The organism is Streptomyces sp. E-08, from assembly GCF_049913095.1.
Lineage (GTDB): Bacteria > Actinomycetota > Actinomycetes > Streptomycetales > Streptomycetaceae > Streptomyces.
Genome location: NZ_CP183971.1, coordinates 772,411 through 790,657, shown reverse-complemented (window position 1 = coordinate 790,657; position 18,247 = coordinate 772,411). Strand labels below are relative to the sequence as shown.

The window sequence follows — 18,247 nt, the reverse complement described above, 5'->3', positions numbered from 1 at the left end:
TTACCGAGCCTCCTGGTCGCTGTCCGGAACGCTCGCCGCCCACAGCGGCACCCGCTCCGTCCGATGCCGGCTCGCCCCGTTCTGCCGGGGCGGCCTTTCGTTCCGTCCGCGCGGCGCGGTCTCCGGCCCGTCCCACAGCGTGCCGTCGGTCCGGTCACGCGGATCGGGGTCGACCAGCACCACACCGATCACCGGGATGTGCTGGTCGGCGAGCTGCCGCGCCACCGTGTGCAGCCACGCGGCGCTGCCGTGCCCGGCACGCACCACCAGCACCGTGCGCGTGCCGAGGTACTGGAGGTCGGTCCACGCCGTGCCGGGCGCCACCGAGCCGACGCCGAGCCTGCGCTCCTGGTACCGCCCGGCCGTGGCACGGTCACCGCTGACCACCGTGGGGTCTCCCGGCTTCGACCGGCGGCCGGCGAGCGGCAGACCGGGCAGCCCGTCGACGACGACCACCGGCCCGTCCGCCCCCAGCGCCGCCGCCAGGTCCAGGGCGATCGCGCTCGTGGCGCCCACGGCGCCCAGTTCGAGCAGCGACACCGGTTCCGCGGAGCCGCGCGCCGTGCGGGCCAGGGACGCGGTCAGCCTCGTCCGCTCCGCCCGGATCCCGCGGCGCCGCCACGGCGCGGCCGAGCCGTGGGGCAGCTCCGCGATCACGGAGGCGCCCAGGTTCGCCGCGATGTCCCGGCGCAGCACCGGGCGGTCCGCCACCACCGCGCCGACCGCGGCCACCGCGAGGCCGAGACCGAGCCCGAGGGCGAGCCCGATCGCGGCGTCGGTGGCGGCGGTCTTCGGCAGGGAGTGCCGCACCGGGCGCGGTGCGTCCACGATCTGCGTACCGGCGACGAGGTGGGGCGTGCCGATGCGCGCCTGCGCGGCACGCTGGCCGTAGTCGGCGATCTGCGAGGTGAGTTCGGCCCGCCGGGAGAAGAGCGACTCCATGTCGGCCGACGCCTTCGACCCGTCCGCGATGGCCTTGTTGACCTGGGCGAGGTCCTCCCGCAGCCGGTCGCGCTGGTCGAGAAGGGCCTTCGACTCGGCGTTCGCCGCCTCCTGTATGCGACGCACGTGGTCCGCGACGAACGCGTCGGCCAGCGCCTGGACGCGGGCCACCGCCTCGGCGTCGCTGTCCGCCGACACGCTGATCTCCAGCACGTTGTTGGTCAGGCCGATGCCCGAGTAGTCCTCCATGAAGTCCTCGGGCTTCTCCGCGGACCCGAGGGTCCCCAGGGCCTTGGCGGCGATCCGTGTGGTCTGCAGCAGCGCCACGTCGGTGCGGATCAGCGTCCCGGGGTCGTTCGGCTGGTCCTCCTGATGCGCGACCAGGACCTTGACCACCGCCGTCGGCGGAGGCGGCAGCAGAAACGCCAGCGCCACGCCGGCGAGCATCCCGAGCAGCGCCAGGGAGGCCCAGAGGCGGCGCCGCCTCCGTACCGCCGCCACCAGCGGCTGGAGGTCGAGCAGCGGAGCCGGGGCCGAGGACTCAGGGGTCGTACGCGTCGTCACTCCGTACCTCCCGTCACGCGCCCGCCGACGGCGGACGCGGGCGCGGCGGCGTCCCGGGAACGGCCGGAGGACCGTTCCGGACGCGCCGAGACCGTGCCGGCGAGGACCACGCCGACGACGTCGTGCCGGGCGTCGGCACACGCCTCGGCGAGGCCCGTGAGCTCGCCGGCCGTCCAGCTGCCCGCACTCAGCACGATGACGGCACCCGACTCGTCCTGACGGTCCGGAACCATCGGCTGGGACACCGACACCCCCACCGTCCGCAGCACCGGCTCCCCGCCGCCGGAGGCGTCCGGGGCCGGGCCGGTCCCGGCCTCGGCGACGAGCTGTCCGGCGGCCCGCCGGGCGATCTCGTCCCCCTCCGGGACGACGACCAGCACCCGCCGGGGCGCCGGCACCTGGTCCCGGAGACGGGCGTACACCCGCCGGTAGCGGATCTGCCGGCTCGCCTCGTCGCCCGAGGTCCGCGGGGCCGGTACGTCCCACCGGATGTCGAGGCCGAGGAGCCGGCGGACCAGGGCGCGCGGCCCACGGCTCCCCGGCCGCCGCCCGGACTTCTCGGCCGGTACGTCGACGGTGCCGAGGAGCGCCGAGCCGAGCGCCGCGGCGATCTCCGGCTCGGTGCGCAGCCGGCGGCTCACCCGCGCGGCGGAGAGGTGGCCGACGACCGTGATCAGGAAGAACAGCAGCGCACCGGCGACGACGAGCTGCGTCCTCGTCGGCGGCGCCTCGCCGTTGGGCCGGGCCGCCGGGCCCATGACGACCAGCTTCGCCTTCTCGGTCGACGGGTCGGCCTTGTCGAGCTTGTCCATGGACTCCTGCAGCGTCGTCCGCAGCTTCGCGAGCTCGGTACGGGTCTGCACGCTCTCCACCGAGCTCCCCGAACCGGCCGATTCGGCCAGCTCGTTGATGCGGCGGCTGGTCTGCTCCACCAGCTTCCGCAGCGCCTCGGGCCGGCCCGCCGCGCCCGGGTCGGTCTTGTCGCCCAGGATCTCCGCGGCGAACGTCACGAACTGCCGCGCCACCTCGTCGGAGAGCCGCTGCGCGCGCTCCGGGGTGTCGGCCGTGCCCGAGATCTTGATGATGTTCCCGTCGGCGATCTCCGCGGTCACCCGCTCGCGCAGCTCGCTGCCGCCGACCCCGGTCCAGCCGAGCGAGGCGGCCGTGCGGTCGACCACCACCGAACTGGTCGCGATCTGGGCCTGGGTCAGCAGCTCGCGCTCCTCCCACGCCCCCGGCAGCAGCACCGAGGCCGAGGTCGTGTAGCGCGGCGGAAGCAGCAAGGAGGTGCCGTAGCCGACGAGCGCGCCCACCACCACGAGGAGGGTGAGCAGCCGTCGGCGCCGACGGACGATCCGCCCGATCGTGACCAGGCGTATGGTGTCATCGCTCAACGACGCGGCCTTCTCCCCGCTCGTGCTCGGCCGCCCACGGATGCGGGAGCGTGGTCACGGCAGGCGGCGGCGTAGGCCGCCAGCAGCGATCGCTGCGAGTGCCGCCAGGAGAGCTGCCCGCCGATCCGCTCCTGGCCGATCTTGCCCATCCGGGCCCGCTCCTCGGGATCGTCGAGGAGCTTCGCGATGAGCCCGGCGAACTCGGCCTCGTCGTTGGCGGGCGCGTAGACGGCGGCGTCACCTGCGGAGACGCGCGCCTCCCGCAGGTCGAACGACACGATCGGCCGGCCCATCACCATGTACTCGAGGACCTTGTTCATGGTCGACACGTCGTTGAGCGGGTTGCGCGGGTCGGGGGAGAGGCACACGTCGGCGGTGGACAGGTAGCGGGCCAGGTCGGCGTCCGGGATGCGCCCGGTGAACTGGACCTGCTCCGAGAGCCCGAGCCGCCGGGACAGCTCGACCATCGCGTCGAAGGCGTCGCCGGAACCGACGAACACCGCGTGCCAGTCGGTCCGCCCCAGCTCGTCGCGGAGCTTCGCGAGGGACCGCAGGGCGTAGTCGACGCCGTCCTGCGGGCCCATGACGCCGAGGTAGCACAGCAGATGGGGCTTGCCGCGCTTCAGCTCCGGCTCGGCCGGCACGGGGTGGAAGCGGTCGATGTCGGGCGCGCTGCGCACGACGAAGACATCCTCCGGCCGCCGGCCGCCACGGCGCACCGCGACGTCCCGGTAGCTCTCGTTCGTGGCGAGCACGATGTCGGCGGCCCGGTAGGTCATCCGCTCCAGCGCGCACACGGCGCGGTAGAGCACGTCCTCGCCGCGGTCGAACCGGGAGAGGTACAGCTCGGGCACCAGGTCGTGCTGGTCGAAGACGAACCGCGCCCCCTGCCGCTTCATCCAGAGGGCCGGCAGGAACAGCAGGTCCGGCGGGTTGCAGGCGTGGACCACGTCGACCGGACCGACCTTGCGGGCGAGCCGGACCGTGTGCCACAGCGCCGATCCGTACTCCCGCAGATAGCCGGCCGGGCCTCCTGTGGCCGCGCGCAGCGGGTAGCGGTGGATCCGCACCCCGTCGATCACGGCCTCCGCCTCGGTGTCCCGCTTCTGCCCCCGGGGGCAGATGACGTGCACCTCGTAGCCCGCGTCGCGCAGCGTCGTGCACTCCTGCCACACGCGCCGGTCGAAGGGGACCGAGAGGTTCTCGACCAGGATCAGCGCACGGCGTCCGGCCCCTTGGCCGTCCGTTCCGGCGCCGGTCTCATTACCAAGCAAGGCCCACGTACCCCGGTTCGGCCCGTCGCTCGTCGGCGTCGGGAAGGTGGATGAGATCGACGATCACCGGGCTCTCGCCATGGGGGAGCGCCGCGAGGACGTCCGGGTCCCTGGTGCCGACCAGGCACACCTCGGCATGGTCGAGGACCTCGTCGACGGACTCCGCGAGCAGCTGCGCGAGGTGCGGGAGACGGGTCTCGATGTACTCGCGGTTCGCGCCGAGCAGCCGGGACAGGTTCACGTTGGGGTCGTAGATCCGCAGGTCGTACCCCTTGCCGAAGAGGCGCTCCGCCAGCTCGACGAGCGGGCTCTCGCGGAGGTCGTCGGTGCCGGGCTTGAACGAGAGGCCGAACAGGCCCACCCGCCGCTTGCCGGTGCGCTCGACCAGCTCCACCGCGCGCTGCAGATGGTCGGCGTTGGAGGGCAGCACGTGCGACAGGATGGGCACCGAGACGTCCGCCCGCTGCGCCGCGTGGACCAGGCTGCGCAGGTCCTTGGGCAGGCACGAGCCGCCGAAGGCGAAGCCGGGCCGCAGATAGGCGGGGCTGATGTTCAGCTTGCGGTCCGCCAGGAACACGTCGATCACCTGGTGCGAGTCCACCCCGAGCGCCTGGCACACCGCGCCCAGCTCGTTCGCGAAGCCGATCTTGAGGCCGTGGAACGCGTTGTCCGCGTACTTGATCGCCTCGGCCGTCGGCACCGGCACCCGGAACACCTCGCCGGGCAGCCCCTCGTACAGCGCCGCGACCACGTCGCCGCTCGCCGTGTCGAGCTCGCCGATGACGGTCTTCGGCGGGTCGAAGAAGTCCCGCACGCTCGTCCCCTCGCGCAGGAACTCCGGGTTGACCGCCACCCCGATGTCCACGCCGGCTGTCCCGCCGGCGTACTTCTCCAGGATGGGCACCAGCAGGTTCAGGCAGGTGCCCGGGAGCATGGTGCTGCGGAAGACGACGGTGTGCCGCCCGCCGCGCTCGGCCACCGCGGCACCGATCTCCTCGGTGACGCGCTCCAGGTACGTCGTGCACAGGCTGCCGTTGGGCTCCGACGGCGTGCCCACACAGACCAGCGACACATCGCTGTTCATGATCGCCTCGCGGACGTCGCCGGTGGCGCGCAGCGACCCCTTCTCCACCACGTCGGCGATGAGTTCGCCGATCCGCTCCTCCACCACCGGCGCCTTGCCGTCGTTGACCAGGTCCACCTTCACCTGGTTGACGTCCACCCCGATGACCTCGTGACCCATGCCGGCCAGGCACGCGGCCGACACGCAGCCCACGTACCCGAGCCCGAAAACGCTGATCCTCATGACTCGTTCCTCCCCCCAGTCAGGCCCTCCCGGTCGGCGCTCCCCGCGCCGCCCGGACGATGAACTCCCTGCATCAGTAGGCCCCCTGCCCGTACAGCACCGCCCGCAGCGTCTTCCACAGGATCACGGTGTCCAGGGCGAGCGACCAGTCCTCCACGTACCGCAGGTCGAGACGGACCGCCTCCTCCCAGGACAGGTCGCTGCGTCCGCTGATCTGCCACAGACCGGTGAGCCCCGGCTTGACCAGCAGGCGCCGCCGGACGTCCGGGCCGTACGCGGCGGACTCCTCCGGCAGCGGGGGCCGCGGGCCCACGAGCGACATCGATCCGGTGAGGACGTTGAACAGCTGCGGGAGCTCGTCGAGCGAGTACCGGCGCAGCACCGCCCCCACCCGGGTCACCCGGGGGTCCCGACGGAGCTTGAAGAGCAGGCCGGCGCCCTCGTTGTGGGCGGCCAGCTCGGCACGCGCCCCGTGCGCCCCGGTGACCATGGTGCGGAACTTGAGGATGGTGAACTCGCGGCCGTCCTTGCCGACCCTGCGCTGGCTGTACAGCGCCCCGCCGCGGCTGTCCGCGAGGACGAGCAGCCCCACGACCACCATCAGCGGCGCGAGGAGCAGCAGCAGCACCGCGGCGCCCACCCGGTCGACGACTCCCTTGACCGCCCGACGGCCCCCGGTGAACGTCGGCATGCTGACCCGCAGCAGCGGGATCCCGAGCACCGCGTCGACGTGCAGCCGCGGGCCCGCCACCTCCATCAGGACGGGCGCCACGACCATCTCGGCGTCGCTGCCCTCCAGATTCCACGCCAGCCGCTGCAGCCGGTCCGGCGACCAGTGCGGGTCCGGCGTGACGGCGACGACGCGGTAGCCGTCGCGGCGGACGTGGTTGGCGACGTCCGCCAGCGGGCCGACGACCGGCACCCCGTCCAGCTCGCCCGAGTCCGACCCGCGGCCGTCCGTGGTGCACACCGCGTCCACCCGCCAGCCGAGGTGCGGGAACTTGCGGGTCCGGGTGATGAAGTCGCGCACGGTGGCCGGGCTTCCGGCGGCGAGGACCGGGCGCAGACAGCGCCCTTCCTTCCGCTGCTTGTGCAGCCACAGGCGCAGCAGGTACCGCGCGGGAATCGTGACGAGCGCGATCATCGGGACCGCGACGAAGATCCAGAGCTTGATGTTGTTCGAGGTGAGGGCGATCCCGCCGAGCGCGAGGACGACGGTCGCCGTGAACAGGGAGCGTCCCAGCCGGCGGAACTCCTCGGCACCCTGGCCGAGCACGGCCGGGGCCCACGCACGGCCCACCGCGAGCGCGCTCAGCACCAGCAGCTCGGTGCCGAACGCCAGAATGCCCCACTTCTCATGCCAGTTGGCGGCGTCCCGGGCCCCGAAGAAGCCGCCGATCGCCATCACGACGAAGGCGGTGGCCATGGTGTCGCTGGCGATGACGGCGGCGCGGTACCGCTGCTCCCAGTCGGTCGCGGGCCGGGCTATCGCCCCGCTCTCCAGCTGGTCGCGCGCCGATGCGAACGGGCTGACCAGTTCCCCCTGCTGCACGGACCCCCCCAGGGTGCCAGTGGGCTCGACGTGTTGGCTCCACACGGTTCCTCTCCCCCCGGGAGGCCCCCGCCTCCCGCGCTGTCCCTCCCCTCGGGAGGCCCCCGCCTCCCGCGCCGCGCCGTTCCTCTCCCCGGGAGGCACCCGCCCACCCGGCGAATGACACCCCAACTACCGCAGCGCTACGCGAACACCCCATCCGGGCGATTGATCACGCTTTGTCGCCTGGTGTCCGGGGTTGTGAAGCAAGGTCAATCTAGAGCATCGAGGACCCTCCGGAAGAGGGATGTGCGCAACTTGTGCTGAAGCTTTGGAGGTTGATCACCATTGGTCGGACCAGTCGGAGGCGCTCCGGCGACGGGGATGTGCCTTGTGACCTGTGGTGACGGGTGTTCACCGGGCTGTAGGCGCCCGCGGTCCGAGGAAGTTCAGGCGTAAACGGAGGAGCGTAGCTTGGCTTGTTTTTTAACCTGGTCGGAGGTGGTCGGGGGGACAAGTCGGGCTCTGGACAGCGGGGTTACACTCCTGCGCCTTGTTCCGATCACCCACTGGAGACATCCGAGATGGCAACATCCCTGCGCGTCCTGATCCACGGCGGCGGCATCGGGGGCCTCGCACTCGCCACCGCACTCGCCCGGCGCGGCCACACCGTCGAGGTGGCCGAGCTCCGGGAGGAGCTCGACGCCCTCGGTGTGGGCATCATCCAGCCCTCCAATGCCCTGCACGTCATGCGCGAGTTGGGCGTTCTCGACGCCTGCCTCGCCGAGGGCTTCGCGTGGGACGTCCTGACCATCGCCGACCCCGCGGGGAACCCGCTCGCGCGGATACCCCAGCCGCGTATGGGCGACGCGCCCGCGAGCAACGGCATTCCGCGGCCCGCCCTCGCGCGCGTGCTCGGCGGCGCCGCCGTCGCCGCGGGCGCGAAGGTCCGCCTCGGCGTGACCGTCACCGCACTCGACGACGACGGTACGGGCGTCACCGTCACGCTCTCCGACGGATCCACCGACCGCTGGGACCTGGTCGCGGGCTTCGACGGCATCGGCTCCCCGCTCCGCACCCGCCTCTACGGCGACCGGTACGCGCCCGCGTACACCGGATTCGCCAACTGGCGCGTCACCGTGCCCCGCCTGCCCGACGTGCGGGGCGTGGTCATGGCCACGGCCGGCCGGGAGGCGAAGGCCCTGCTCACCCCGATCACGGACGAACTGATGTACCTGGGAGCCGTGTTCGCCGAGGACGAGGACTTCCGCCCGGACCCCGAGCGCGCCCACGAGGAGCTCGCCGAGCGGCTCGCGGCGTTCTCCGGGCCCGTCGCCGAGGCACTCGCCGCGGTCACCGACCCCTCCGCCGTCGTGTACTCCCGCATCTCCCAGGTGACGGTCGAGGAGCCGTGGCACGTCGGCCGGGTGGTCCTGGCCGGGGACGCCGCCCACGCCTCCACCCCGCACCTCGCGCAGGGGGCGGCGATGGCCGTCGAGGACGCCCTCGTCCTCGCCGAGTCCCTGGACGCCGCGCCCTCGGTCCCCGAGGCCCTCGAAGCCTGGGAGGCGCGGCGCCGGCCCCGTGCCCTGTGGGTGCAGGCGATGTCCCGGGCGGTCCTCAAGCAGGAGACGGGCACACCGACGACCCCCGAGGAGGACGCGCTCCTGGAGACCGGCATCCCCGGAGCCGCCCACGTCCTCGTGAAGCCCTACTAGGTCCTGTCGTCAAACTCCCGTCGTCGCCCGAAGGGCGGCCCCGCGGCGTCAGGTGCGTGCTCTCGGCGTGCCGGGCGCGAGCCCTCGTACTGGACGTACTCGGGCTTGTGCCCGGTGCGGCGAGAGCGCGTGCATGGCGTCGCGGGGCAGGCGGGAGTTTGACGGCAGGGCCTAGGACCCCCGGGGGGCCGGAGTCCCGCGACCGGCGCCCGCCCGGTCACCCCCGAAGGGCGGGCGCCAGCGCGGCTACTGGCCGACCCTCCCGTCGACGCACTCGCGCAGCAGGTCGGCGTGGCCGCAGTGACGGGCGTACTCCTCGATCCGGTGCACCATCAGCTCCCGCACCGCGATCCCGTCCTTAGGAAGGCGCTCGCCCAGGTCCGGGTGGGCGGCGAGGACGGCGTCGGCCGCGGCCTGCTCGCGCTCCAGATCGGCGTACGCGGCGTCGACCACCGCCCGGTCGGCGACGGCCTCGTCGAAGTCGGCGTCACGCCTCCCGTACACCTTTGGCAGCGGCTCACCCGTGATCCAGGTGATCCAGTCCCGTTCCACCTCGGCGAGGTGCCGGACCAGACCGAGCAGCGACATCGTCGACGGCGGGATCGAACGACGGGCCAGCTGCTCCGGGTCGAGGCCCTCGCACTTCATCCGCAGGGTCAGGCGGTAGCCGGAGAGGAAGTCCTCCAGGGTCGCGCGTTCGCCCTCCGGGGCCTCGCCGTCGGTGTCACGAGGGTCGTCGGCGGGGTCCGCCCACATGTCGGGGTAGACGGTCGCCCGGCTCCACCGCTCGGGTTGATCATTCATGCGCCCATCCTGCGGTGCGCGGGTCCGGCCCCGCCACGCAATTGTCCGGCCGCGCCGCCGGGCCGGCCGCACGGATCAGGTCGTACAGAAGGGCAGGGTCCGCACGGACCCGCCGAGGTTCCCGTCGTCGGTTTCGACGACGGCGTCGGCGGAGCCGGGCAGGCACTCCACGGCCTCGATCTGGTACCGGACCCCGGGAACGTCCCCAGCACCGTCGGCGAGGCGGCCAGGGTGGTCCGTAACCGGCCCGCCGCCGACAGGGTCACCCGGCCCCCGTCGCTCACCGCTCCGTCCACGTGTGGCCGAGGTTCACTCGTCACGGTGGACTCGGGCCGAGCCGTCGTCCCCGTCCGTCGGGCCTCGGGCACCGTGGCTCGCATGCACGCCCGCCGCACGACGTTCCTCCTGCTCGTCACGCTCCTCACCTCCGCCTGCGTGGCCGTCCCGCACGATCGCGCCCCGGCCCCACCGCCCCGCCCCGGTGGACTCGCCCCGGCGGCGGACCGGGCCCCCGCCCCGCTGCCCACCTGGCCCGCGCCTGTGGAACCCGCACCGCGTGAGGCACTCACCGCCACCGAGCCCCGCCCGGAGGCCCGGCCGTCCCGGCCACCCGCCCGGCAGAAGGCCCGCGCGGTCGGCGAGGCGCCTTCCTCCGACCGGCGCCCACCCGCCCACCGGCCGGCCCCGAACCGCCCGAACCGTCCGCACCTCACGCCGTACAAGCCGGGGCAGCCCCAGGGCAGGAGGCCCGGGACGGCGAGGGCCGTCCCCCGGCCGCCGCAGAAGAGCAGGCCCGCCCCGGCCGGTCCGTACGGGCCGGCGGACGCCCGGCCGCCCGAGATGCGCCGGCTCTGCCGTCAGGCGGAGTCCGTCCGGGCGCCGATGGGCGCGGCCGACCTCTGCCGGGGGCTGTACGGCCGCTGACCTCGACGGACCGCTCGTCCGCCCCGGCGGAAACTCGCTTGAACCGGCCCGGAGGGCCTGGATATAAGACGATCATGCTCACGCCTCGGCCGTTCCTCCCCTCCGACATGCCCCGCCTCCAGACGACCGTGGCGCAGTGGATCGCCGCCGCCGGCCGTGACGCCTACGACCACGTGGGCGAACTTCCGCACCGCGTCTACGACAACCTCCGTGGCGGCCCGCCCGTCGGGGACCTCGTGCACGTCTGGGAGGACGAGCGGGGACGGATCGGGGGCATCACGCTCTGCCTGCGGTTCGGTGCGGCGTTCGACGCGTTCTGCGCGCCGGAACTGCGCGGTACCGACACCGAGCGCGCGATGCTCACGTTCGCCGCCGACACCACCTCACGGCACATGGCGGCGGACCAGGAGGACGTCCTCACCGACCTCTTCGAGACCGACACGACCCGGGCACGTCTCCTCGGCGAACTCGGCTTCGCCCGCTTCCGGGTCTGGGACGACGTGAACACCCGCGACCTGACCGGTCTCCCGCCCGTCGTGGTGCCCGCCGGATTCACCGTCCGCGCGGCCACCCTCGACGACGCCGAAGCGCTCGCCGAGGCGCGCAACGCCTCCTTCGGCTCCGACTGGACGGGCGAGTCCTACCGGGACGGCATGATGACCCGGCCCGGGTACGACCCGGCCCGCGAGATCGTGGCCGAGGCACCGGACGGGCGCATCGGCGCGTACACCGTCTACTGGACCGACGAGCGCAACGGACTCGGGCACTTCGAGCCCGTCGGCACCCACGGGGCCTTCCGCCGCCTGGGCCTGGCCCGCGCGGTCATGACCGAGTCCATGCGGCGGATGGCGGAGCTCGGGCTCCGGCGGGTCACGGTCAACCACGACGCCGAGAACCTCCCGGCCGCGAAGCTGTACGGCTCGCTCGGCTTCACCGTCGAGTGCCGCACCCACGGCTATCGCCGGGCGAAGGACCAGGCCTCGATGTCGCGGTAGCGGATCGGGCCCGGACCACGGCCGAAGTCGCTGCCGACGAGATGGAGGCGCTCGGCGGGCCACCGGCGTCCGGTGAAGCCGGCGAGCCCGGCGGCGGCCGCCGGCACGGACGCCGGATCGTCGCGGCGGGCCCGGGCGAGCGTCAGATGGGGCCGCAGCGGCCGGTCCTCGAAGGGGATCCCGCACTCCTTGACGACCGTCCGCACCTCGGTGGCGAGCGCGTGCAGGCCGTCGAGGTCGCCGTCGATCCCGCTCCACAGCACCCGGTCGTCGAAGTGCCCGCCCCCGCGCAGCGCCAGCTCCACGGGCCCCCGCGCCGCCGCGACGTCCGCCAGTGGGCGACGCAGGAGGGGGACCGTCTCCACCGGGAGTTCCCCGAGGAACGCCAGCGTGATGTGCCAGTCCTCGATCCGGTTCCACCGCATGCGCGGGTACGCCTCGTAGGCGGGTCCCAGCGCGCGGGCCAGCTCGTCCTTCGCCTCGTCGGGCGGGGCGAGCGCGACGAACACGCGCACGGTCGCGGCGCGCGCCCTGTCGCCGTCACCGGACTCCGTACCCTGCCCGGGCGCCTCAGCCATCTTCCGTTCCCTACCCACCGTCTGTCCCGCCACCTTCGCAGGCGAGGGTACGCGGTGTCCCAGGCCACCCCCGTCGCCAGGGGCACCGGCCTGAGCTCCACGGCCGCCGTCCGGCCCCGTGGGACGCCAGGAAGCCCGCGCGCCCCACGCGCTCCCCCGCGGGGGTGGATCCCCCGGGGCCAGTGGGGCGCAGCACGGCACGGCCCGCGCGGACACGGAGCACCACGGCCCGAAGCTGTGCGCTGCTCCCTGTTCACCTGCGAAGACGGAGGTTCGTCCCCCCATGATCCACGCACTTCTCAGACCGGCGGTACGGCGCCGAGGACCCGGCCGGAGGGCCGGGGCACCGCTCGCGCTCGGCCTCGCACTCGTCCTCGCCCTGCCGGGCACCGCCCTCGCGGCCCCCGGCGACCTGGACCCGGCCTTCGGGTCCGGGGGCCGGGTGACGACCCCCATCACGGGGTCGGCGGAGGGCCACGACATCGCACGGCAGGCCGACGGCAGGCTGGTCGTGGTGGGGACCAGCGAGGCCGGCTTCGCGCTCGCCCGCTACACCACCGCCGGCGCCCTGGATCCCGGCTTCAGCGGCGACGGCATCACGACCAGCGACTTCGGCGGCGGCGCCCACTCGGCCAACGCGGTGGCGATCCAGCCCTCGGACGGCAAGATCGTCGTGGCCGGCACGACCGAGGTGATCGCCGAGGAGGGCGGAGGCTGCTGCTTCTTCTCCGTGGCCCGGTACAACACCGACGGCAGCCTGGACTCCGGCTTCGGCGACGGAGGCCTGGTGAGGGTCGACGAGTTCGGCGGCTCCGCCGACGGCGCGGACGTCGCCGTGCAGTCCGACGGCCGGATCGTCGCCGCGGGCAAGGGCGCCGGCGGTGGATTCGCGCTGGTGCGCCTCGACACGAACGGGAACCTCGACCCGAGCCTCGGCGGCGACGGGGCCGTGGTCGCGGGCTTCACGCCCACCTCGCCGCAGGACGCCGGCGGCACCGCCCGGAGCGTGGCCCTCCAGCCCGACGGCAAGATCGTCTCCGTCGGCTACGTCGGCAACACCGCCTTCGACATCGGCGTGGCCCGCTACAACAGCAACGGCACCCTCGACACCACCTTCAGCGGCGACGGCATGGTCACCGCCGACTTCGGCGGCACCGAGTTCGGCAACGCCGTGGCCGTGCAGCCCGACGGCAAGATCCTCGCCGCGGGCTCCGGCGGCTCCGGCTACGCCCTGCTCCGCTACAACGCCAACGGCACCCCCGACGCCGGATTCGGCACGGGCGGACGCACCTCGGTCGCCTCCCCGGGCGACGGCGGCCTCGCGTACGCGATGGCGCTCCAGCAGGACGGCAGGATCGTGCTCGCCGGCCGGGCCGACGACCCGAACAGCTCCGAGGCCAACGACTTCGGCCTGGTCCGCTTCCAGACGAACGGCACCGTCGACACGAGCTTCGGCGGGGACGGGTTCGTGGTCACCGGCTTCAACGACTTCGACGAGGCCCGCGGGGTCCTCGTCCAGCCGGACGGCAAGGTCGTCGCGGCCGGATACGGAGCGGGCTTCCAATTCGCCCTCGCCCGCTACGAGGGCGGCGGCACGCCCCCGCCCCCGCCGTACGCCGACCTGTCGGTGACCAAGTCCGGTACGACCACCGTGAGCATCGGCGACCGCGCCACGTACACGGTGACCGTCACCAACGCCGCGTCCTCCACCGCCACCGCCACCGGCGTCACGCTGACCGACACGCTCTCCGGCGCCGGCGGGACCCTCATCTCGGCGGTCCCCTCGCAGGGCACCTGCACGACCACCGCCACGGGCGCCACCTGCGCCCTCGGCTCCCTCACCCCCGGCGCGAGTGCCACGGTCGCGGTGACGGCCGAACCCCGCGCCACCGGCACCCTCACGGACACGGCCGGCGTCAGCGCCACCCAGCCGGACCCGGTCACCACCGGCAACACGGCCACCGCCACCACCGCGGTCAACAACGCCCGCGGCTGCACCATCATCGGCACCAGCGGCGCCGACACCCTGAACGGCGGCTACGCCAACGACGTCATCTGCGGCCTCGGAGGCAACGACACCATCCGCGCGAGCTACGGCAACGACACCGTCCACGGCAACTACGGCAACGACAACCTCGACGGCGGCTTCGGCGACGACACCATGAACGGCGGCCCGGGCAACGACACCCTGACCGGCTCCTACGGCAACGACCGCCTCACCACCACCGACAGCATCGCCGGCAACGACATCGCCAACGGCGGCCCCGGCACCGACACCTGCACCACCGACCCGGGCGACACCCGCATCAGCTGTCCCTGACCCCGATCCCTACGCCTCCGAGTGCCGTCGCCGCCACCCGCGGCGACGGCACTCGGCCGTGCGGTCGCGGGTCAGACGGACCTGCCGAAGAACTCCAGCTCGGCGACGGCCACCTGCTTGCGCGGGTCGGCGCGCCAGGCCGTCCGCAGCACCAGCTGCACCGACAGGGCGTCCCGGACGCGCAGGTCGACGCGCTGGGTGCCGCCGTCGTTGATGCGGTGGTGCGAGACGTGCAGCTCGCCCCCGGCGTCCTTGACCACGAGGTCGAAGGTCTGCGGGGTGGCCTGGCCGTCCGCCTGGGTGGTGTTCTTCGCGCTGCCGGGGGTGATGAGGAGGCTGAGCAGATCGGTCGGCTCGGCGAAGCGCGCCTCCAGGTACTGACCCGCCGAGTCGCCCGCGTAGCCCGTGCCCCACCAGGTGTTGGAGTAGCCGTCGCCCGCCAGCTTCGGGTCCTGCTTCGGCGCCGCGTGCGAGGCCACCCAGGCCACGGGGTGGACCGGGACGCGGGTGGCGAAGTGGTCCTGCACGGCGCGGACGGCCGGCGGACCGCCGAACACACCGCCGATGACCACGGCCGCGACCCCCGCGGCGATCAGGGCGCGGACCAGCACACGGCTCCGGTCGCGGGCGAGCCTGGGCCGCCGGCCCGCGTACGGCCCCTCGGCCGTGGAGAGCCGCTCCGGGACCATGGGGGTCGCGCAGAACCGGCAGAAGTGACGCCCCGGCGTGTTCGCGAGCGAGCAGGCCGGGCACGGCGTCCCGCCCGCGACGGGCGCGGGCGCCGCGACGGCCCGGACCTCCGGACGCGCCGCCTCCGGACGCGCCGGGAGCACGGGAGCGGCGACGGCCGGCTCCACGGGCCGGCTCCCGGGAACCGGGACGAGGAGCGAGCGCACGACCGTGTCCGAAGGGTCCTCGGGGGCGGAGGACGGCTCCTCCGTGGCGGGGCCCCCGGCCACGGGCCGCGCGGCCGGCGCCCCCACCGACTCCTCCCGCGGCTCCGGTACGGGCACGCCTCCGGACGCACCGGTGGTGGCGGGGACGGCGGGCAGCGGGGCGGTGACCTCCTCGGCACCGGCCACGGACCGGTCCTCCCGCGCGACGGCGGCGGCCGGCTCCGGCGCGGCGGTGCCCCGGGCCTCCGTGTCCGGCGCCTCGGCCGGTCCCCGCGCGGGGGCCGCCTCGGGCACGGACCGCTCGGCGGCCGGTGCCGGACCGGCCGGGGTGTCCCAGCGCAGGAACGCTCCGCAACTGTCGCAGAACGACTGGTCCGCCGTCCGCACCGGGCTCGCGCAGTCCGGGCACGGACGGGACTGGGGCGCGTCACTCATGGGGGTCATGCTCCTTCGGATGTACGGGAAGAGGTCACGGCGACCGTGAACGGCAGGTGCGCGGGGCGGGCCGCCGCCACCACCGCGCGCAACCTGTGCGGATCGACGGCGGACGGGTCGTCGACCCGCAGGACGACGTGCAGCCCGGCCACCGGCACCCCGGGGAACGGGCCGAGCGGGCGGGCCGACCAGCTCGCACCGCCGCTCTCGGTGATCTCCGGGGCCATGCCGAAGGCGAGCCGCACCGCCGCCGCGAGCCCCTGCCGGGTGCCGCGGACCCGGTGCAGCGCCACCGCCGTGGCGACCGCGTGCCGGCGCAGCGGCAGCGGCTCGCTGCCGTCCAGCTCCGCGCCGACCCAGGTCGCCAGGTAGTCCACGAAGTCCGCCGGGGCCAGGGCGGGCGAGAAGTACGCCTCCAGCGAGTCCAGGACGTTGAACAGGGGCGCGAGGACGACGTCGAGACCGGACATGAACCGCTGCCCGAAGTCGTCCTCCGCGTAGACGGCCGGCAGCACCGCCCCCAGCGGGTACGGGGTCGCGAGCCCGGGGACCGTACCCCGCGCGGAGCCGCTCACCGGGCCTCGATCACACGGACGCGGTGGTCGAACGGGAACAGCAGCGCGGACGGCGCCAGTTCGATCCGGTCCGTCGTGTCACCCCGCCGCCCGGTCAGCGGATCGGCCGGATGCAGCAGGACCTCGTCCACCAGCTCCACGCCCGGGACCCGCTGGAGCGCCGCGAAGATCTCCCCGGCGCGCAGCGGACGCCCGAACGGCCACCCCTCGCCGTGCGCCCCGCCCGTCAGCGGGTCCAGGTACGCGTACAGCGTGTCCAGCGCCTCGGCGCGCACCCGCTCCGCCTCGGCCGCCCGGAACGAGTGCAGCGTCGCGACGACCGTCACCCCCTGGTAGAACGGCGGCCCGACGGCGAGGCGGGTGCCCAGCGGCCGCCGCTCGTCGAGGAAACCCGTGACCCGGGACAGCAGTTCGTCGCCCGGGACCAGCTGCTCGAAGCGCAGCCGCCCGCCCCGGTCCGGCACCGCCTGCGGCACCACGAGGACCCGCACCGCGTTGTCCCCGGCCTCGGCGCTGTCCGCCGCCAGGCACGAGATCCGTGCCGCCTCGGGCGCCGCCCGCCGGGCCAGCTCCTCGTAGTCGCGGGCGGTGACGGCCCGTTCCTGCGCCCGCAGGGTGACCGGAGCGCGGGACTTGGCCTCCTCGACCGTCTCCCCGTCCACCCCGCCCCGGGCCGCCTCGCGGTTCTCCACGCGCGCGATGTACGGGATGGAGCTGCGCAGGACGCTGATCGTGGAGCGGGCCACGTTGCCCGCGCGGCCGCCCCCGGTGCCGTAGCGGACCGCGCGGATCGAGGCGCCCTTCGGGGGGACCGCACCGAACTGCCGCAGAGTGCCGTCCGGTTGCCGTACGGACGGGCCGAAGGCGATCTCACCGGTCGTCGCGTCCAGGGTGTAGTGCCGGTCCCCGGGCCGCGAGGAGGCGAAGTCGCGGACGACCGTCCACTCCTGCCAGCCGGCCTCCGGGTCCTCGCCGTCCCCGTCCCCGCCGCCGTCGGCCCGCTCGGCGACCTGGAGCAGCAGCGGCGGCCGGTCCACGACCGGCGCGTGCGCGAGCCGGACCCGCTGGCCCGGGACGCCCTCGGACTCGCCCAGACGCTCGTCCCGCACGGCCTCGGCGTGCGCCGCCCGCACCGTACCGCCGATGGTGAACGCGCCCGCCGCCCGTACCGTCGGCGACTCACTGTAGGACGGCAGGCCCTCGACCGGTTCCACGACCCGGCAGCGCACCCAGCCCGCCTCGTGCCCGCCCAGCCGCGACACCGCGTGCCCGGACGGCATGTGCAGCACCACCTCGCCCGGCCGGTTGAGTCCGCCCGTCGAGTCCTCGTCCACCTCGCACCCGACCCAGCCGTCGGCCGCCGACCACGCCTCCCACACGAGGGGCGGGCGGCGCGGGTCCACGCCGACGCCGTCCACCCGGCTGTCCAGGTCGAGGACGAGCACACAGTCCGGGACGGCCGCCGACAGACCGAGGAGCAGCACGTCGCCGACGCGCGGCGAAGGAGCGAAGGCCGGGACGTCCTCCCCGCCCACGATGTCCTGCGAACGGTCCTCGGGCACACCCCCGGCCTCCTGCCGCAGCAGGTGCGTCAACGCGCAGGGCACGACGGTCAGATCGGCGGTCGTCGCGAAGACGACCGCCTCCTCCGTCTCGGTGCGCCCCGTGGAGACCTCCGTCCCGGCGGGCAGCACCACCGGCTCGGGCTGCGGCGCGGAGAGCCGGAAGGTGATGTCGGCGCGGGCGGCGGCGGGCGGGAACAGCGTCACGCCCAGCAGGTCGAGGAAGGCCAGGTGGTTCTTCTCCGGGACCCGGTTGAGCCGGTAGACGAGCTGGTCCGCCATGTGCGCGACGGCCTCGACGAGGGTGACGCCCGGGTCGGAGACGTTGTGGTCGGTCCACTCTGGGCACGCCTGCTGGATGTAGCGCTTGGCGTCGTCGACGAACTGCTGGAAGCGGCGGTCGTCGAGATGGGGTGCGGGCAGGGCCAT

Annotated in this window: 14 protein-coding genes; 4 read left to right on the top strand and 10 right to left on the bottom strand. The window is 74.2% G+C overall.

Annotated elements, in window-relative coordinates:
* From ACN9MM_RS03755 to ACN9MM_RS03735, 5 genes are all read right to left on the bottom strand, one after another.
* Nucleotides 1-1,506 carry a Wzz/FepE/Etk N-terminal domain-containing protein gene (locus ACN9MM_RS03755; RefSeq protein ID WP_426362270.1) on the bottom strand — a complete coding sequence of 502 codons (1,506 nt, stop codon included), beginning with the start codon at nt 1,504-1,506 and terminating at the stop codon, nt 1-3.
* Nucleotides 1,503-2,900, bottom strand: coding sequence for a Wzz/FepE/Etk N-terminal domain-containing protein (locus ACN9MM_RS03750; RefSeq protein WP_426362269.1), 1,398 nt, complete (start codon nt 2,898-2,900; stop codon nt 1,503-1,505). The genes ACN9MM_RS03755 and ACN9MM_RS03750 overlap by 4 nt, the downstream gene beginning before the upstream one ends.
* Entirely contained in the window at nt 2,897-4,174 is a 1,278-nt protein-coding gene (locus ACN9MM_RS03745) for a glycosyltransferase family 4 protein (RefSeq protein WP_426362268.1), read from the bottom strand. The genes ACN9MM_RS03750 and ACN9MM_RS03745 overlap by 4 nt, the downstream gene beginning before the upstream one ends.
* Complete coding sequence (locus tag ACN9MM_RS03740) at nt 4,164-5,480, bottom strand: nucleotide sugar dehydrogenase (protein WP_426362267.1); 1,317 nt, start codon at nt 5,478-5,480, stop codon at nt 4,164-4,166. Before ACN9MM_RS03740 ends, ACN9MM_RS03745 begins: the two co-directional genes overlap by 11 nt.
* Before the next feature lie 73 nt (nt 5,481-5,553).
* Nucleotides 5,554-7,032, bottom strand: coding sequence for a sugar transferase (locus ACN9MM_RS03735; protein WP_426362266.1), 1,479 nt, complete (start codon nt 7,030-7,032; stop codon nt 5,554-5,556).
* A gap of 563 nt (nt 7,033-7,595) precedes the next feature.
* On the opposite strand from ACN9MM_RS03735, the gene ACN9MM_RS03730 reads away from it, so the two are divergent.
* The gene (locus ACN9MM_RS03730) at nt 7,596-8,729 is read left to right on the top strand and encodes an FAD-dependent monooxygenase (RefSeq protein ID WP_426362265.1); all 1,134 of its coding nucleotides are present in this window, start codon (nt 7,596-7,598) and stop codon (nt 8,727-8,729) included.
* Nucleotides 8,730-8,975: 246 nt separating this feature from the next.
* Here the strand turns inward: ACN9MM_RS03730 and ACN9MM_RS03725 are convergent, their stop codons facing one another.
* A complete protein-coding gene (locus tag ACN9MM_RS03725; RefSeq protein WP_426362264.1) occupies nt 8,976-9,533 on the bottom strand; it encodes a DUF664 domain-containing protein in 558 nt (185 codons plus the stop codon).
* A 378-nt stretch (nt 9,534-9,911) separates the two neighbouring features.
* Here ACN9MM_RS03725 and ACN9MM_RS03720 point away from each other — a divergent pair, with 378 nt between their 5' ends.
* Entirely contained in the window at nt 9,912-10,457 is a 546-nt protein-coding gene (locus ACN9MM_RS03720) for a hypothetical protein (protein WP_426362263.1), read from the top strand.
* A gap of 74 nt (nt 10,458-10,531) precedes the next feature.
* Nucleotides 10,532-11,452, top strand: coding sequence for a GNAT family N-acetyltransferase (locus ACN9MM_RS03715; protein WP_426362262.1), 921 nt, complete (start codon nt 10,532-10,534; stop codon nt 11,450-11,452).
* On the opposite strand, the gene thpR is transcribed toward ACN9MM_RS03715, so the two are convergent.
* Nucleotides 11,413-12,030 carry an RNA 2',3'-cyclic phosphodiesterase gene (gene thpR / locus ACN9MM_RS03710; protein WP_426362261.1) on the bottom strand — a complete coding sequence of 206 codons (618 nt, stop codon included), beginning with the start codon at nt 12,028-12,030 and terminating at the stop codon, nt 11,413-11,415. The genes ACN9MM_RS03715 and thpR overlap by 40 nt on opposite strands.
* 283 nt (nt 12,031-12,313) lie before the next feature.
* On the opposite strand from thpR, the gene ACN9MM_RS03705 reads away from it, so the two are divergent.
* Entirely contained in the window at nt 12,314-14,350 is a 2,037-nt protein-coding gene (locus ACN9MM_RS03705; protein ID WP_426362260.1) for a calcium-binding protein, read from the top strand.
* A gap of 71 nt (nt 14,351-14,421) precedes the next feature.
* Here the strand turns inward: ACN9MM_RS03705 and ACN9MM_RS03700 are convergent, their stop codons facing one another.
* From ACN9MM_RS03700 to ACN9MM_RS03690, 3 genes are read right to left on the bottom strand one after another with little or no spacing between them, the layout of a single operon-like run.
* Nucleotides 14,422-15,681 carry an NADase-type glycan-binding domain-containing protein gene (locus tag ACN9MM_RS03700; RefSeq protein WP_426362259.1) on the bottom strand — a complete coding sequence of 420 codons (1,260 nt, stop codon included), beginning with the start codon at nt 15,679-15,681 and terminating at the stop codon, nt 14,422-14,424.
* A gap of 5 nt (nt 15,682-15,686) precedes the next feature.
* Entirely contained in the window at nt 15,687-16,256 is a 570-nt protein-coding gene (locus ACN9MM_RS03695) for a phage tail protein (RefSeq protein ID WP_426362258.1), read from the bottom strand.
* On the bottom strand, nt 16,253-18,247 hold the full coding sequence (locus ACN9MM_RS03690; protein WP_426362257.1) for a putative baseplate assembly protein: 1,995 nt from the start codon (nt 18,245-18,247) through the stop codon (nt 16,253-16,255). Before ACN9MM_RS03690 ends, ACN9MM_RS03695 begins: the two co-directional genes overlap by 4 nt.

Bases quoted from the DNA above. Each gene is read 5' to 3' on its own strand.
- ACN9MM_RS03705 (WP_426362260.1), top strand. From the start codon at position 12,314: ATGATCCACGCACTTCTCAGACCGGCGGTACGGCGCCGAGGACCCGGC.
- thpR (WP_426362261.1), bottom strand. From the start codon at position 12,030: ATGGCTGAGGCGCCCGGGCAGGGTACGGAGTCCGGTGACGGCGACAGG.
- ACN9MM_RS03730 (WP_426362265.1), top strand. From the start codon at position 7,596: ATGGCAACATCCCTGCGCGTCCTGATCCACGGCGGCGGCATCGGGGGC.
- ACN9MM_RS03700 (WP_426362259.1), bottom strand. From the start codon at position 15,681: ATGAGTGACGCGCCCCAGTCCCGTCCGTGCCCGGACTGCGCGAGCCCG.
- ACN9MM_RS03740 (WP_426362267.1), bottom strand. From the start codon at position 5,480: ATGAGGATCAGCGTTTTCGGGCTCGGGTACGTGGGCTGCGTGTCGGCC.
- ACN9MM_RS03715 (WP_426362262.1), top strand. From the start codon at position 10,532: ATGCTCACGCCTCGGCCGTTCCTCCCCTCCGACATGCCCCGCCTCCAG.
- ACN9MM_RS03720 (WP_426362263.1), top strand. From the start codon at position 9,912: ATGCACGCCCGCCGCACGACGTTCCTCCTGCTCGTCACGCTCCTCACC.
- ACN9MM_RS03725 (WP_426362264.1), bottom strand. From the start codon at position 9,533: ATGAATGATCAACCCGAGCGGTGGAGCCGGGCGACCGTCTACCCCGAC.
- ACN9MM_RS03690 (WP_426362257.1), bottom strand. From the start codon at position 18,247: ATGGCCCTGCCCGCACCCCATCTCGACGACCGCCGCTTCCAGCAGTTC.